The organism is Mycobacterium sp. 852002-53434_SCH5985345, assembly GCF_001667155.1.
In the GTDB taxonomy this organism is placed as follows: domain Bacteria; phylum Actinomycetota; class Actinomycetes; order Mycobacteriales; family Mycobacteriaceae; genus Mycobacterium.
The window spans coordinates 1-15,554 of sequence record NZ_LZIE01000030.1 but is presented as its reverse complement, the minus strand read 5'-3'; the positions used below and the strand labels follow the sequence as shown (position 1 = coordinate 15,554).

Sequence of the window (15,554 nt, the reverse complement as noted above, 5' to 3'; positions counted from 1 at the left end):
ACCAGGGTCGCGGCAAGATGGGGTTGTGCGGCTGCTGCTGATTTCCGATACCCACGTCCCCAGACGCGCCCGCGACCTGCCCGCACGGATTTGGGATGAGGTGGACGCGGCCGACGTCGTCGTGCACGCCGGCGACTGGGTGGTGCCCGAGCTGCTCGACGAACTCGAAGCCAGGTCGGCCCGGCTGGTCGCCTGCTGGGGCAACAACGACGGGCCGGCACTGCGGGCCAGGCTGCCGGAACGGGCGGACGTGACCCTGGCGGGTGTGCGATTCACGGTGGTGCACGAGACCGGCGCGGCGACGGGCCGCGAAGCCCGGATGTCGCGGTTGTATCCCGACACCCACGTCCTGGTGTTCGGGCACAGCCACATCCCCTGGGACAGCCACACCGACACCGGCCTGCGCCTGCTCAATCCGGGCTCGCCGACGGACCGGCGCCGACAACCGTTCTGCACCTACATGACCGCCGACGTCGCCGACGGGACCCTCGCCGACGTCGTCCTGCATCGCCTCCAGAAGTAACGGGTACATACCTTCTGCATAGCTTCCACACATATATAGCTCGGCTACAGAGGTATTATGGAACGGGTGAAGTCAAGTACCGACGTGGTCACCGAGGTGTTTCGCGTCGTCGGCAGATTTCGCCGGCAACTACGCCGGTCGGCCGGCCGCGGCTTCGATTCGTCGCGGCTGACCGAGTCGCAGTCCGAGCTGCTGTGGCTGGTGGGCCGGCGGCCGGGCATCTCGGTCAACGCCGCTGCCGCCGAGCTCGGGCTGGCCCCCAACACCGCCTCCACCCTGGTGTCCAAGCTGGTATCCGGCGGTTTGCTGATGCGCACCGTCGGGGACACGGACCGCAGGGTCGGCCGGTTACACCTCGCCGAGCCCGCCCAGCAGATCGTCGACGCGTCCCGGGCCGCGCGGCGAGCGGTGCTGGCCGAGGTGCTCGCCGAACTTGACCACGACCAAATCGAGGCTTTGACCAGAGGATTGGAGGTCATTGAGATGATGACCCAGACACTGCAGGAGCGACGGCCATGAGCGCATCACTGCCGATGGCGATCGATGCCAGGCACCTGACCTACCGGTACGGCCAGTTCACGGCCGTCAACGACGTGACGTTGCAGGTGCGGCCGGGCGAAACCATGGGCCTGCTCGGTCCGAACGGCGCCGGGAAGACGACCATGGTCCGGATGCTCACCACGCTGGCGCCGGTGCAACAAGGCGAATTGCGCGTCTTCGGTTTGGACGCGCGCCGCCAAACCACCGACATTCGCAGCAACATCGGCTATGTGCCGCAACAACTCTCGATCGAGCCCGCATTGACGGGCCGGCAAAACGTCGAATGGTTCGCGCGGCTCTACGGGGTCCCCCGGGCCGAGCGCTCCGATCGGGTCGGGCAGGCGCTGGCGGCCATGGACCTGCTTGACGTCGCCGACCGGATGGCCTCCGCCTATTCCGGCGGCATGGTCCGCCGTCTCGAGGTGGCGCAGGCGCTGGTGAACCGCCCGTCACTGCTGGTTCTCGACGAACCGACCGTCGGGCTGGACCCGATTGCGCGCGACGGCGTCTGGACACAGGTGCAGAAGATGCAGGCGCAGTTCGGGATGACCGTGCTGCTGACCACCCACTACATGGAAGAGGCCGACGCGTTGTGCGATCGCGTCGCGCTGATGCACCAGGGTGAGTTGCGGGCGGTGGGCACGTCCGCCAAGTTGAAGTCGACGGTGTCGCCGCGCGCAACCCTCGAGGACGTGTTCCGCCACTATGCCGCCTCGGGCTTGGAGGACGAGTCGGCGGGATCGTTCCGCGAAATCCGTTCTGCCAGAAAGGTTGCGCGCCGTGTCGGTTGATAACGCCATGCCGGGTACCCTGGTCCGGGCGCCCCGCGGATGGCAACGGGTCGGCGCCGTGTTGAGCCGCATCGGCGCGTTCGCGATCGTCGAACTGCAGAAGTTGCAGCACGACAGGACCGAGCTCGTCACCCGGATGGTGCAGCCGGCGCTGTGGCTGTTGATCTTCGGAACCACCTTCAGCCACCTGCACGTCATCCAGACCGGGTCGGTGTCCTACCTGGCCTTCCTGGCGCCGGGGATCATCGCCCAGTCGGCGCTGTTCATCTCGATTTTCTATGGGATACAGATCATTTGGGATCGGGACGCCGGTGTCCTGGCCAAGCTGATGGTGACGCCGGCGCCCGCGTCGGCGCTGATCACCGGCAAGGCGTTTGCGGCCGGGGTCCGCTCGGTGGCCCAGGTGGTCGGCGTGATGGCGTTGGCGTATCTGATGAATGTCGGCCTGACGGTCAACCCGCTGCGAATTCTGGCGGCGATGGCCGTCGTCATGCTCGGCGCCGCGTTCTTCGCCTGCCTGTCGATGACGCTGGCCGGCCTGGTGCGCAATCGGGATCGCCTGATGGGCATAGGCCAGGCGATCACGATGCCGCTGTTCTTCGCCTCCAACGCGCTGTACCCGGTCGACGTGATGCCGACGTGGCTGCACGTGTTGAGCAGGGTCAACCCGCTCAGTTACGAGGTCAACGCCCTACGGGGACTGCTCATCGGCACGCCCTTCAACCCGATGGACATCGTCGTGCTGGTGGTGGCCGCCGTGCTCGGAATCGCTGCGGCGTCAACGTTATTGCGCCGACTCGTCGCCTAGGGACGGCGGCCGGCGTTAGCCGATGCGCCGGCCGTTGGGAAGGCCGGCGTGCGGTTCCGATGGCCAATCGTGATCCAACGGTGACGATTCCGGGCTGACTCCCAATCGTTAGCCAACCGCGATGTGAAGCTTCGGCCGTGACAGGCGAATCGAGCCCTCCCCACGTGTTTGACTGCCCAGCGAACAGATTCGACCGCCGCACATGGCAGATAAAAGTTGGGATGGGTAGAGAGCTATGAAGTTCTTCGAAGAGTTGCGGAAGTTGCGTGGCGCCGCCGCGACCATGCCGCGCCAACTGGCGGTCGCGGCTGTGGGGGCTGCCCTGGTGTCTGGCCTCGTCACCGCCGCCGGCGGCGCGGCTACCGCGGGGGCGTTCTCGAAGCCGGGGCTGCCGGTGGAGTACCTGGAGGTGCCGTCACCGTCGATGGGCCGCAACATCAAGGTCCAGTTCGAGGGCGGCGGACCGCACGCGGTGTACCTGCTCGATGGCTTGCGGGCCCAGGACGACTACAACGGCTGGGACATCAACACCCCGGCCTTCGAGGAGTTCTACCAGTCCGGCCTGTCGGTGGTGATGCCGGTCGGAGGCCAGTCCAGCTTCTACAGCAACTGGTACCAGCCGTCGTCGAGCAATGGCCAGAACTACACCTACAAGTGGGAGACGTTCCTGACCCAGGAGATGCCGCTGTGGCTGCAGGCCAACAAGCAGATCTCGCCGGCCGGCAACGCCGTGGTGGGCCTGTCGATGTCCGGTGGCTCCGCCCTGATCCTGGCCTCTTACTACCCGCAGCAGTTCCCCTACGCCGCATCGCTGTCGGGCTTCCTCAACCCCTCCGATGGCTGGTGGCCGACGCTGATCGGCCTGGCGATGAGCGACGCGGGCGGCTACAGCGCCAACAGCATGTGGGGTCCGTCCACCGACCCGGCGTGGAAGCGCAACGACCCGATGGTCCAGATCCCGCGCCTGGTCGCCAACAACACCCGCATCTGGGTGTACTGCGGCAACGGCACACCCAGTGACCTGGGCGGCGACAACATGCCGGCCAAGTTCCTGGAAGGCCTCACGCTGCGCACCAACCAGCAGTTCCAGAACACCTACGCCGCCGCGGGCGGGCGCAACGGGACGTTCAACTTCCCGGCCAACGGGACGCACTCGTGGCCCTACTGGAACCAGCAGTTGCTCGCGATGAAGCCCGACATCCAGCAGGTGCTGCTGGCCAGCAACACCACCGCTCAACCGGCCCAACCGGCACCACCGGCACAACCGGCCACCTGAAATCCGCCGAGCCAGCATCGGCAGTAGCGCACCGGTCAGCGCTACTGCCGATGCTTTTTGTCGGACCGTTGCATCAACAGAGCGCGCCGGTCCTGGTGAAAGTAGGTGTACCCGGTCGTTACCGCACAAAGGGACGTGGCCATCACCAGCATCCAGGTCCCGTTGACGACCACACTGATCAAGCCGCCCACCGCCGCGCCCACGACAAAGCTGGCGAACAGCAGGAAGTAACCGAGCCAGTCCGAGACGTTTCCACCACCGGCGATGTGGCGCTCGATGCCCTGGCCCATCTTGACGGTCGTGCCGGTCACATAGCTCAACGGCACCGAAACCTCGCCATCTTTGACAAAAGAGGTGTTCAACGCCCCGGTACCAAACGCCAGCAGCATCATCGGCAAGAAATCGACGAAATTTTCCTCCCAGCCCTCATCGAGGACGTCGACAACGGTGGCGGCCGCCAAACTGAAGGTGGTCAGCACCGTCGGGCCGTGCGGATGGTCCACCCAGAAAAATCGTCGGCACAGCGACGCAACGACAACGCCGGCAACGAACGCCGCGATCAGGAACCCGGCGCTTGCGGCCAGCCACCCTTGCCCCGTGAAGTAACCGAGCACGGCGCGTTGGGCGTTACCGGTGATGAAAACCACGAAGTAGCCCGCGGAGTGGGTGAAGGAGATCGCGCCGACCACACCGGCCAACACCGCCAGCACCCACGACAACCGCGCTTCGCTATTAAAGGTTTCGCTCGCCACGCTGACATGCTGTCAGACGCCGGCCGCCCCCGCAGGGCACGCATAGCGAATTCCTATCCCGCACCTATGAGGCGGTGAGCCGGGCGATGGAGCGCAGCGGGATCGGCAGCCAACCGGGCCGGTGCCGCGCCTCGTAGCCGGCCTCATACACGGCCTTATCGAGCTCGTAGGCGGCCAGCAGCTCGGCCGGGTCACGCGGGTCGGTGCCCGACGCGGCGGCGTAGCCCTCGCAGAACGCGGTCCGGTTCCGTTCGACCCACTCCCGGGCGCGGGCCGCCAGTTGCTTGTCGGCCGCCTGGTCCACCAGGGGTCCGTACGCGGCGTATTCGAAGGACCGCAGCACACCTGCCACGTCGCGCAGCGGTGAATCCGGCGCCCGCCTCTCGTCGAGCGGCTGCCCCGGTTCGCCCTCGAAGTCGATCAGCAACCAGCTTTCGGGCGTGCGCAGCACCTGCCCGAGGTGCAGGTCCCCGTGTACCCGCTGGACGGTGATCGTCTGCCCGGCGAGTTTGGCGAATCGCTCCTCGATGGTGGCCGCGTACTCCTGCAGCTCGGGCACCTTCGCCACGGTCGACGAAAGCCGCGCCAGCACGGTGTCGACCGGGAAGGCCGACTGCGCCGTTCCGAGGGACTCGGCCAGCGTGGCGTGCACGGACGCCACGGCCTCGCCGAGCCGGCAGGATTCGCCGGCGAAGTCACCGCCGACTTCGTAGGCATACAGGTCACCTTCCGCGAACAAGTCGCGAACGCTGGCGGTGGCCATCGCCCACCCTTCCGCGGCGTTGGACGCGAACTCGGTCACCATGCCGAGCGGCCACGCCTCATCGTCCGTTCCGTCCGGGGCGGCCATCTCGTAGGTGCCGAGCAGCCGGGCCACGTGCGGGTTGCCCGCGCGGCCCAGCACCCGGTTCAGTTCGATGTCCGGGTTGATGCCGCTGCTGACGCGGCGGAACGCCTTGAAGATCGCGTCCCGATCGAAGATCACGCTGGTATTGCTCTGTTCGGCGTCGGAGACGTGCGGCATCGCCTCCAGCGGCAACACCGCGTCGGGTTCCTTGACGAACCTCACTTCGGTGCCCGACGCGGTTCGAACGTCCGACGAATCGATCAACGACAGCAGGAACTGCGGCGCCTCGGTGTCGTACAGGCCGTCGAAACCGGTGCGGTCACCGGCGGCGCCGATGGTGGCCACGGTGCTGTATTCGGAGACCGGCGCGGTATCCCACCGCACGATCACCTGGTAACGCTCGGACGAGCCGTCGGCATACTGGGCGTCGACCAGGACCAGGTCGAGGTCCTCCCGTAGCGGGACGACCACGGCGGCCTCGGCGGAGGTCAGTTCTCGATTGCGCCCGGCGTACCACCGCTGCTGTGGGAGCCAGTCCGACCAGGGCAACTTGGCTGGCTCAGTCATGTGCGCCGCTCCTCTTCATCCTCACATGCGGTCAGCTGGAACCAGTAGAACCCGTGCCCAGGCAACGTCAGCAGGTAGGGCAGGTGCCCGATCCGCGGAAATTCGACGTGCCCGGTGAGTTCCACCGGCGTGCAACCGCTCCAGTGCTGCAGATTCAGTTCGATCGGCTGAGGGAACCGCGACAGGTTGTTGACGCACAACACCGTGTCGCCCCCGTCGGGCACCTGGCGCACGAACGCCAGTACCGACGGATTGGAGCCCCCTAGCTCCTCGAATGTGCCGATCGCGAAGGCCTCGTGGCGGCGCCGCACCGCCAGCATCACGCGGGTGAAGTTCAGCAGCGACGTGGACGTGTCGCGTTGGGCCTCCACGTTGACGGCCTGATAGCCATAGACCGAGTCCTGGCTGGGCGGCAGGTAGAGCCGGCCCGGGTTGGCCTTGGAGAACCCGGCGTTGCGGTCCGGTGTCCACTGCATCGGGGTGCGCACGCCGTCGCGATCACCCAACCAGATGACGTCGCCCATGCCGATCTCGTCGCCGTAGTACAGCACCGGCGAGCCGGGCAGCGACAGGAGCAGCGCGGTGAACAACTCGATCTGGTTGCGGTCGTTGTCGAGCAGCGGCGCCAGCCTGCGCCGGATTCCGACGTTCGCCTTCATCCGGGGATCCTTGGCGTACTCGGAGTACATGTAGTCACGTTCCTCGTCCGTGACCATCTCCAGCGTCAACTCGTCGTGGTTGCGCAGGAAGATTCCCCATTGCGCCATGTCGGGGATTTCCGGCGTTTGCGCCAGGATCTCCGAGATCGGAATGCGCGACTCCCGGCGAACCGCCATGAAAATGCGCGGCATCAGCGGGAAGTGGAACGCCATGTGGCATTCGTCGCCGCCGGTGCTGGTATCGCCGAAGTATTCGACCACGTCGGCCGGCCACTGGTTGGCCTCGGCCAGCAGCACACGGCCCGGGAACTCGTCGTCGATGACCTTACGGACGCGCTTGAGGAAGGCATGCGTCTCGGGCAGGTTCTCGCAGTTGGTGCCCTCCCGTTCGAACAGGTAGGGCACCGCGTCCAGGCGGAACCCGTCGATGCCCAGGCCCAGCCAGAAGCGCAGCACGTCGATCATCGCTTCCTGTACCGCCGGGTTTTCGTAGTTCAGGTCCGGCTGATGCGAGAAGAACCGGTGCCAGTAGAACTGTTTGCGCACCGGGTCGAAGGTCCAATTGGACTCCTCGGTGTCGACGAAGATGATGCGGGCATCGGTGTACTTCTCGCTGGTGTCGCTCCACACGTAGAAGTCGCCGTACGGGCCGTCCGGGTCGTGCCGCGACTCCTGGAACCAGGGGTGCGAATCCGAGGTGTGGTTCATGACCAGGTCGGTGATGACCCGGATGCCCCGCTCGTGCGCGGCGTTGAGCAGCGCGACGAAATCCTCGACTGTGCCGAACTCGGGCAGCACCTTGTAGAAGTCCCGGATGTCGTAACCACCATCACGAAGCGGCGAGTCGTAAAACGGCGGCAACCAGATGCAGTCGATGCCCAGCCACTGCAGGTAGTCCAGGCGCCCCAGGAGTCCGCGCAGGTCGCCCGACCCGTCCGCGTTGGCGTCGAAGAACGCCCGCACCAGCACTTCGTAGAAAACGGCGTGCTTGAACCATGTCGGGTCGGTGGGCAGCGCGGCGGCGTTGTCGAAGTCATCGGATTCGGGGTGTTCGACGACCCCGTCCTGGACGTGACTGCCCCCTCCGGGATGGTGTTCGACAGCTTCTCTTGCGTCGTTCATCAAATCCACGATGCCACGGGTACCCGAGGCGCGACATTCGGAATCACACCTACTGACATGTGACGAAACAAGCCCGGCGCCAAGGGAATTGGCCACCCGCCGGGCATCGTCGACATGGGGATCAGGCTGGAGGTCCGTCCGCCAGCGTCACGTTCGTGGTGCGGTCGCCGCCCCCGGCGGAGCGGTAGCGCACCGTGATGTTGTCGCCGGGGTGGTGCGGGACTAGCACCTCGGTCATCGACGTGGCACCGGTGATCGCGACGTTGTCAACCCCGGTGATGACGTCGCCGGGGGAGATCCCGGCCGCCGCCGCGGGGCCGCTGGTGACCACGCGCTCGACGCGCGCGCCGTTGCCGTTGCTGTCGGTCACCCCCAGGCCGAGGAACGCGGTCGGGCCGATGTGCACGGTGTTCGACCCGGCGCCCGACCTGATCTGCCCCGCCACGCCCATCGCCCTGCCGATCGGAATGGCGAAGCCCTGCCCGCCGCCCGACATCTTGTAGTTATCAGTGGCGGCGGTGTTCACTCCCACGACCTGCCCGGCGTTGTTGACCAGCGGACCGCCGGAGTCGCCGGGGCGAATCGGTGTGTCGGCCTGAATCAACCCGCCCAGCGACTCGTTGGCGCCGGTCAGCGTGTCGGTCGCCGAGACGGACTGGTTGAGCGCGATGACCTTGCCGGACACCGCGCTGGGCGTTCCGCCCTGGCCGCCGGCGTTGCCCATCGCGACGACCGGCTCGCCCACCGACACGCCGCCGCCGATCGCCGCGGTCGGAAGGCCGGCCCCGCCGCGGAGTTGCAACACCGCGATGTCCTGGGTGCGGTCATATCCGACGACGTCGACGGCGTACGTCTGCCCGTCGCCGACGTCGAACGCGCTGATATCCGTCGCCCCGGAGATCACGTGATTGTTGGTCAACACGACACCGTTGGGGTCGATGACGATGCCGGTCCCGGCGCCCACCGCGTTGTTGTAGCCGAACTTGGTGCTGATGTTGACCACCTGCGGCCCCACCTGGCCGACCAATGCCGCCGCGTCGACCGGAGCCTGCGGCCGCGGGAACGGCGATGCGGCCGCTGGTACGGTGCCCAGGCCGAGGCCCAGTCCGACCACGGCCAGCACGCTGATCAACCACGACCACGAAACCGAGCGGTGGTGCGATTTGCTCATCCGTCACCCTTCCTGCTTTGCGGTAACACCAAACTGTCCCGGCCTTGCGGTTCTGGGCGGCACAATGATGTGTATATAACCGTAATGCAGGTAGCTATTCATGGCAGTGGCAAGGTTCCAATCCGCCTAGGCTGACACGGTGGGCGAATTCGACCCCAAGGCCAGCTTCACCCGATCGCCGGTGGCCCGGCTGGCCACGATCGCGCCCGACGGCTTCCCCCACCTGGTGCCGGTGGTATTCGCGGTCGCTGAGGCCGCTCCCGACGTGGTGTACACGGCCGTCGACGCGAAACCCAAGACGACGCGGCGACTGCGGCGGCTGGCCAACATCGAAAAGAACCCCCACGTGAGCCTGCTCGTCGACCATTACGCCGACGATTGGACGCGGCTGTGGTGGGTGCGGGTGGACGGTGCGGCCAGCATCCATGCCGACGGGCCCGCGATGGAGTCCGCATACCGGCTACTGCGCGCCAAATACCCTCAGTACCAATCCGTTCCGTTGGACGGGCCGGTGATCGCGATCGCGGTGCACCGCTGGTCGAGCTGGCACGCCTGAGATCCGACACCCCCTGCCCCGCCGGGCCGGCGCAAATGTGGCTCGCCCGTGGCCTTGTGTTGGGCCGCGGTTGGGGGAAAAGTTGCCTCTAGCCCCTGTGAGCTAGGACACACCGCGCTGGGCGCACCCACCGGGGAGAACTGGAGGAAGGACATGGCGGACAAGGCGAATGCCTCCCAGGGCGCGGCGGCCGCCCCCACCGCGAACGGTCCCGGCGATGTCCGCAACATCGTCCTGGTGGGGCCCTCGGGTGGCGGCAAGACCACCTTGGTCGAGGCGCTGTTGGTCGCCGGCGGGGTGCTGAACAGAGCGGGTTCCGTCACCGACGGCAGCACGGTATGCGACTACGACGACGCCGAGATCCGCCAGCAGCGGTCCGTCGGCGTTGCCGTCGCTTCCCTGGCGCACGACGGCATCAAGATCAATCTGGTCGATACCCCGGGATACGCCGATTTCGTCGGCGAGTTGCGGGCCGGCCTGCGCGCGGCGGACTGCGCGCTGTTCGTGATCGCTGCCAACGAGGGCGTCGACGAACCCACCAAATCGCTGTGGCAGGAATGCGATCAGGTCGGCATGCCCCGCGCCGTGGTGATCACCAAGCTCGACCACGCCCGGGCCAACTACTCCGAGGCGTTGGCCGCCGCGCAGAACGCGTTCGGCGACAAGGTGTTACCGCTATACCTGCCGAGCGGCCTGCCGTCTTGCGAAGGTTTGATCGGTTTACTGTCGCAGACCCGCTACCAGTACGCCGACGGCAAGCGGACCATGCAACCGGCCGATCCATCCGACGCGGAGAAGATCGAGGAGGCGCGCGGGACCCTCATCGAAGGCATCATCGAGGAGTCCGAGGACGAATCGCTGATGGATCGCTACCTCGGCGGTGAGTCCATCGACGAGGCGGTGCTCATCGAGGACCTGGAGCGGGCCGTCGCCCGGGGGTCGTTCTTCCCGGTGATCCCCGTATGCAGCAGCACCGGCGTCGGCACGCTCGAACTGCTGGAGGTCGCCACGCGCGGATTCCCGTCCCCGATGGAACACCCACTCCCGGAGGTGTTTACACCGCAGGGCGCCCCGCACGCGACGCTGACCTGCGACGCGGACGCACCCCTGCTCGCGGAGGTGGTGAAGACGACGTCGGACCCCTACGTCGGAAGGGTCAGCCTGGTCCGGGTGTTCTCCGGGACCATCAGGCCCGACACGACGGTCCATGTGTCGGGCCATTTTGCGTCGTTCTTCGGGGCGGTCAACGGGAACGGCAGCACGCACCCCGACCACGACGAAGACGAGCGCGTCGGAGTCCTGTCCTTCCCGCTGGGCAAGCAGCAGCGCCCCGCACCGGCGGTGGTGGCCGGCGACATCTGCGCAATCGGCAAGCTGAGCCGGGCCGAAACCGGCGACACCCTCTCGGACAAGGCGGAGCCGCTCGTGCTGAAACCGTGGACGATGCCCGAGCCCCTGCTGCCGGTGGCGATCCAGGCGCACGCCAAGACCGACGAGGACAAGCTGTCGGTCGGGCTCGGGCGGCTGGCCGCCGAAGACCCGACGCTGCGCATCGAGCAGAACCAGGAGACCCACCAGATCGTGTTGTGGTGCATGGGTGAAGCCCACGCGGGTGTCGTCCTCGACGCGCTGGCCAATCGGTACGGCGTCACGGTCGACACCGTCGAGCTCCGGGTGCCGCTGCGAGAAACGTTTGGCGGCAAGGCAAAAGGCCATGGTCGTCACGTCAAGCAGTCCGGCGGGCACGGTCAATACGCGGTGTGCGACATCGAAGTGGAGCCGCTGCCCGAGGGCTCCGGATTCGAATTCCTCGACAGGGTGGTCGGCGGGGCGGTGCCGCGGCAATTCATCCCGAGCGTGGAGAAGGGCGTGCGCGCGCAGATGGAGAAGGGCGTGCACGCCGGTTACCCCATGGTCGACATTCGGGTCACGCTGCTCGACGGCAAGGCACACAGCGTCGACTCCTCGGATTTCGCGTTCCAGATGGCGGGCTCCCTGGCGCTGCGTGAGGCGGCCGCGGCGACCAAGGTGAGCCTGCTAGAGCCCATCGACGAGATCTCGGTGCTGGTGCCCGACGATTTCGTGGGTGCGGTGATGGGCGACCTGTCGGGCCGTCGTGGTCGCGTGCTCGGTACCGAGACCGCCGGCCACGAACGCACCTTGGTCAAAGCCGAGGTGCCGCAGGTGGAGTTGACGCGCTACGCGATCGACTTGCGCTCACTGGCCCATGGGGCGGCATCGTTCACCCGGGCCTTCTCCCGCTACGAACCGATGCCGGAAACCGCGGCCACTCGGGTGAAGGCCAGCGTCTGAGCTCATAAGTCGCTACGCCCCGAATCGCTGGGCGACGGCGCGGCGATCCAGTGATCCTTTGGCGGTGTGCGGCAGCTCCGTCGCCTGCCGGAAGCTGCCCGGCACTTCGAAGGGGGCCAGCCGGTCGCGGGCGAACGCGGCCAGTTCGTCGGCGGTCGGTGCGGCCGGTCCGCGGGGAACGATCACCGCTGCCACCGTCTCCCCGTACAGCTTGTCCGGCATCCCGAAGACGGCCACCTCCAGCACGCCGGGGTGGCTGCCCAGCACGCCCTCGACGCGTTCCGGGGAGATCTTCTCGCCGCCCCGGTTGATGAGCTCCTTGATCCGCCCACGGATGATCAGTTCACCGGCCGCCGACAGCGTTCCCAGGTCACCGGTGCGCAACCACCCGTCGGTGAAATTGGCTGCGGTGATCGCCGGGTCGCCCAGGTAGCCCCGGACCACGGTGGGTCCGTGCAGCCACACCTCACCGACCTCCCCCGTAGGCACCGGCCGGCCGTCGGTCCCGACGATTCTGATTTCCGGCCCTGTCGAGCGACCAACGAGACCCGGTGTGGCAGCCGGGTTTTCGGCGTGGCCGATTTCTGTCGTGGCGACCTGGTGGGTGGCTTCGGTCATGCCGAAGGCGCACACTACCGGGGCCGAGAACGTGTCCTGCAGCGCCTGCGCCGTTTCGGCGGTGAGGGGGGCGCTGCAGCTGCGGATGAACCGCAATCCGGCCTCGCCCGGTCGGTCGGTTTCGGCCCGCTCCAACAAGATCTGGTGAATGGTCGGCACCGCCGTGTACCAGGTGGCGCGGACGGCGCCGATGTCGTCCCAGAAGGTGTGGGCCGAGAACCGTCCCCGCGCGGGCAGCAGCACCGCTCCCCCGGACACCAGGGTCCCCAGCAGCGCGGCCAGAAGCCCGTGACCGTGGTAGAGCGGCATCACCGCCACCGTGGCGTCGCTGGGGCTCAGCCCGTAACCGGCGATGATGGCCCGCACCGAGGCGGCGATGTTGCCGCGGGTCCAGGGGACCATCTTCGGCACCCCGGTGGTGCCGCCGGTGAACATGATCATCGCGTCGTCGTCGCGCATCCCCTCCGGCGTCGAAAAGTGTTGTGCCGGAGCTGCGGTCACGTCCAAGCGCACCGTCGGGGTGCCGACCGTCACCGCGAGCGGCCACCACGGCAGGCCCGGTTTTTTCTGATCGGCGGGCGCGTCGCCGTCGATGAGCACCGCCCGGGCGCCCACCGCCTCGCTGCGGGTGCGCTGGTCGCCGACCGGAAGGGCCGGGTCCAGCGGGACCGCGACCAGGTCGGCCCGCGAGGCGGCCAACAGTCCGACGACGAATTCCGCGTTGCTCCCGGAGCGCAGCGCGACGCGATCGCCCGGCCGCAGCCCGGCCCGCTTCAACTGCGCGGCCAGGTCGTCCACGAGCCGGAGCAGATCCTGGTAGCTGACCGGTGCGCGGTCGGAGGTGGCGACCAGCGCGGGCGCCCCCGGGGACCGGCGTGCCGCCTCCTCGACCAAATCGGCGATGCGTGGGCCCGACGTCTCCGCCGTGGCATGGCTGCCGATGATCGCCTCAGGTTTCATCGCCGCGCTCCTTGTCTCTTCGTCGTCCACCTGCTCGAACCATGACGGGTGGCCGTCCCGCGCGTCCAATATCGATTCGCTCACGACCGATAACCGCTGGCTATCGACGCCGCGGAACCCGGCCGGCCAGCACCGATAGACGGCGTGAATCGCGGCATAGCGGCTTGGTCTTGGACACCCGCGGGGCGGCCGCGCCAGAGTATGGGCTGAGGCTTTTACCTCACCTCCGACCACACATGAGGAGTCGGCACCATGACCACAGTTTCGGCATCTCCGGGCCAGGAGCACGAGCCCACTCGCTTGATCGACGGCTTCCACCTGGTGGTGGAAGCGCTCAAGGCCAACGACGTGGACACCATCTACGGGATCGTCGGCATCCCGATCACCGACCTCGCCCGCGTCGCTCAGGCGTCCGGAATCCGATACATCGGCTTCCGGCAAGAGACGTCGGCCGGTAACGCCGCCGCCGCAGCCGGATTCCTGACCCGCCGACCCGGCGTGTGCCTCACGACATCGGGGCCCGGTTTCCTCAATGGGTTGCCGGCACTCGCCAACGCCACGGCGAACTGCTTCCCGATGATCCAGATTTCGGGCTCCAGCAACCGGGCGCTGGTCGATTTGCAACGCGGTGACTATCAGGAAATCGACCAGCTCAACGCCGCACGGCCGTTCGCGAAGGCGGCCTATCGGATCAGCCGGGTCGAGGACGTCGGGCGCGGCGTCGCGCGTGCCATCCGCACCGCGATCTCCGGCCGTCCCGGTGGCGTTTACCTCGACATCCCCGGCGACGTGTTGGGTCAAGCCATGGACGCCGCGGCCGGTGCGGAGACGGTCTGGCGGATCGTCGACCCCGCGCCCCGGCAGCTGCCGGCGCCCGACGCGGTCGAGCGCGCGCTGCGGGTGCTGGCGCAGGCGCGGCGACCCTTGATCGTGCTCGGCAAGGGCGCGGCATATGCCCAAGCCGACAACGTGATTCGCGAGTTCGTCGAGGCCAGCGGCGTTCCTTTCCTGCCCATGTCGATGGCCAAGGGGTTACTCCCCGACTCCCACCCGCAGTCCGCCGCGGCCGCCCGCTCGCTCGCGGTCGCACGCGCGGACGTCGTGTTGCTGGTCGGCGCCCGGCTGAACTGGCTACTCGGCCACGGGGACTCGCCGCAATGGTCCGCCGGCGCCAAGTTCATCCAGGTCGATATCGCCCCGTCGGAGTTCGACAGCAACCAGCCGATCGCCGCGCCCCTGGCCGGCGACATCGGCTCGGTGATGTCGGCGCTGCGCGACGGCCTGGCCGCCCACCCCCTCGCGGTGCCCGCCGAATGGACCAAGGAGCTAGCCGAGCGCACCGCCCGCAACGACGCCAGGATGCGCGAGCGCCTGACCGAAAACCCCCATCCCATGCGCTTTTACAACGCGCTGGGTGCGATCCGCGCTGTGCTGCAGGAAAACCCGGACGCTTACGTGGTCAACGAGGGAGCCAACGCCCTGGACCTGGCCCGCAACGTCATCGGTATGGAGGTGCCGCGGCACCGCCTCGACACGGGAACATGGGGCGTCATGGGCATCGGCATGGGCTACGCCATTGCGGCCGCCGTCGAAACCGGTGACCCCGTGATCGCGATCGAGGGTGATAGCGCGTTCGGCTTCAGCGGGATGGAAATCGAGACCATTTGCCGCTACCGGCTTCCGGTGACCGTCGTCATTCTCAACAACGGCGGTATCTACCGCGGCGACGAAGCAGCGCGGGGATCTGATCCGGCGCCCACCGTCCTCAACGCGCGGGCCCATCACGAGCTGCTCGCGGAAGCCTTCGGCGGCAAGGGATATCACGTCACCACCCCGGCGGAGCTGCAGTCGGCGCTGTCCGAGTCGATCGGCTCTCGGATGCCGTCGATCATCGACTGCGAGCTCGACCCGGCGGCCGGGGTGGAAAGCGGGCATCTGGCGAGCCTGAACCCGACCAGCGCGGTAGCGGTCAGCGCCCGTGGGTGATTCGCGATAACTGCGCGTCGAAGAACTCGTCCAGCGACAGCTGCGCCGCGGAGGAGGCGAGCGCG

The 15,554-nt window shown here is 67.4% G+C and carries 13 protein-coding genes; 8 read left to right on the top strand and 5 right to left on the bottom strand.

Annotation, left to right across the window (positions count from 1 at the left end):
- Window positions 1-25 precede the first annotated feature (25 nt).
- The 5 genes from A5756_RS06565 to ag85C all read left to right on the top strand — a co-directional run bounded on the left by A5756_RS06565 (window position 26) and on the right by ag85C (window position 3,938).
- On the top strand, window positions 26-523 hold the full coding sequence (locus A5756_RS06565) for a metallophosphoesterase (protein ID WP_066949257.1): 498 nt from the start codon (window positions 26-28) through the stop codon (window positions 521-523).
- Between the two features lie 57 nt (window positions 524-580).
- Entirely contained in the window at window positions 581-1,042 is a 462-nt protein-coding gene (locus A5756_RS06560; protein ID WP_066949254.1) for a MarR family winged helix-turn-helix transcriptional regulator, read from the top strand.
- Complete coding sequence (locus A5756_RS06555) at window positions 1,039-1,854, top strand: ATP-binding cassette domain-containing protein (protein WP_066949250.1); 816 nt, start codon at window positions 1,039-1,041, stop codon at window positions 1,852-1,854. Before A5756_RS06560 ends, A5756_RS06555 begins: the two co-directional genes overlap by 4 nt.
- Window positions 1,844-2,662 carry an ABC transporter permease gene (locus A5756_RS06550; RefSeq protein WP_066949499.1) on the top strand — a complete coding sequence of 273 codons (819 nt, stop codon included), beginning with the start codon at window positions 1,844-1,846 and terminating at the stop codon, window positions 2,660-2,662. Before A5756_RS06555 ends, A5756_RS06550 begins: the two co-directional genes overlap by 11 nt.
- A gap of 235 nt (window positions 2,663-2,897) precedes the next feature.
- A complete protein-coding gene (gene ag85C, locus A5756_RS06545; RefSeq protein ID WP_066949247.1) occupies window positions 2,898-3,938 on the top strand; it encodes a diacylglycerol acyltransferase/mycolyltransferase Ag85C in 1,041 nt (346 codons plus the stop codon).
- Window positions 3,939-3,979: 41 nt separating this feature from the next.
- On the opposite strand, the gene A5756_RS06540 is transcribed toward ag85C, so the two are convergent.
- The 4 genes from A5756_RS06540 to A5756_RS06525 form a co-directional block, all read right to left on the bottom strand.
- Window positions 3,980-4,690 (bottom strand): YoaK family protein, encoded by a 711-nt coding sequence (locus tag A5756_RS06540; RefSeq protein ID WP_066949244.1) that lies wholly within the window; start codon window positions 4,688-4,690, stop codon window positions 3,980-3,982.
- A gap of 64 nt (window positions 4,691-4,754) precedes the next feature.
- The gene (locus A5756_RS06535) at window positions 4,755-6,104 is read right to left on the bottom strand and encodes a maltokinase (protein ID WP_066949241.1); all 1,350 of its coding nucleotides are present in this window, start codon (window positions 6,102-6,104) and stop codon (window positions 4,755-4,757) included.
- A complete protein-coding gene (treS, locus tag A5756_RS06530; protein ID WP_066949496.1) occupies window positions 6,101-7,885 on the bottom strand; it encodes a maltose alpha-D-glucosyltransferase in 1,785 nt (594 codons plus the stop codon). The genes A5756_RS06535 and treS overlap by 4 nt, the downstream gene beginning before the upstream one ends.
- Window positions 7,886-8,006: 121 nt before the next feature.
- Window positions 8,007-9,056, bottom strand: coding sequence for a S1C family serine protease (locus A5756_RS06525; protein WP_066949238.1), 1,050 nt, complete (start codon window positions 9,054-9,056; stop codon window positions 8,007-8,009).
- 139 nt (window positions 9,057-9,195) lie between these two features.
- Here A5756_RS06525 and A5756_RS06520 point away from each other — a divergent pair, with 139 nt between their 5' ends.
- Both A5756_RS06520 and A5756_RS06515 read left to right on the top strand, forming a co-directional pair.
- Window positions 9,196-9,612, top strand: coding sequence for a TIGR03668 family PPOX class F420-dependent oxidoreductase (locus A5756_RS06520; RefSeq protein WP_066949235.1), 417 nt, complete (start codon window positions 9,196-9,198; stop codon window positions 9,610-9,612).
- A gap of 153 nt (window positions 9,613-9,765) precedes the next feature.
- On the top strand, window positions 9,766-11,925 hold the full coding sequence (locus tag A5756_RS06515) for an elongation factor G-like protein EF-G2 (protein ID WP_066949232.1): 2,160 nt from the start codon (window positions 9,766-9,768) through the stop codon (window positions 11,923-11,925).
- A 12-nt stretch (window positions 11,926-11,937) separates the two neighbouring features.
- Here the strand turns inward: A5756_RS06515 and A5756_RS06510 are convergent, their stop codons facing one another.
- A complete protein-coding gene (locus A5756_RS06510; RefSeq protein ID WP_066949494.1) occupies window positions 11,938-13,503 on the bottom strand; it encodes a FadD7 family fatty acid--CoA ligase in 1,566 nt (521 codons plus the stop codon).
- A 252-nt stretch (window positions 13,504-13,755) separates the two neighbouring features.
- Between A5756_RS06510 and oxc the strand changes: the two genes are divergently transcribed.
- Window positions 13,756-15,489 (top strand): oxalyl-CoA decarboxylase, encoded by a 1,734-nt coding sequence (gene oxc, locus A5756_RS06505; RefSeq protein ID WP_066949228.1) that lies wholly within the window; start codon window positions 13,756-13,758, stop codon window positions 15,487-15,489.
- Window positions 15,490-15,554: the final 65 nt, after the last annotated feature.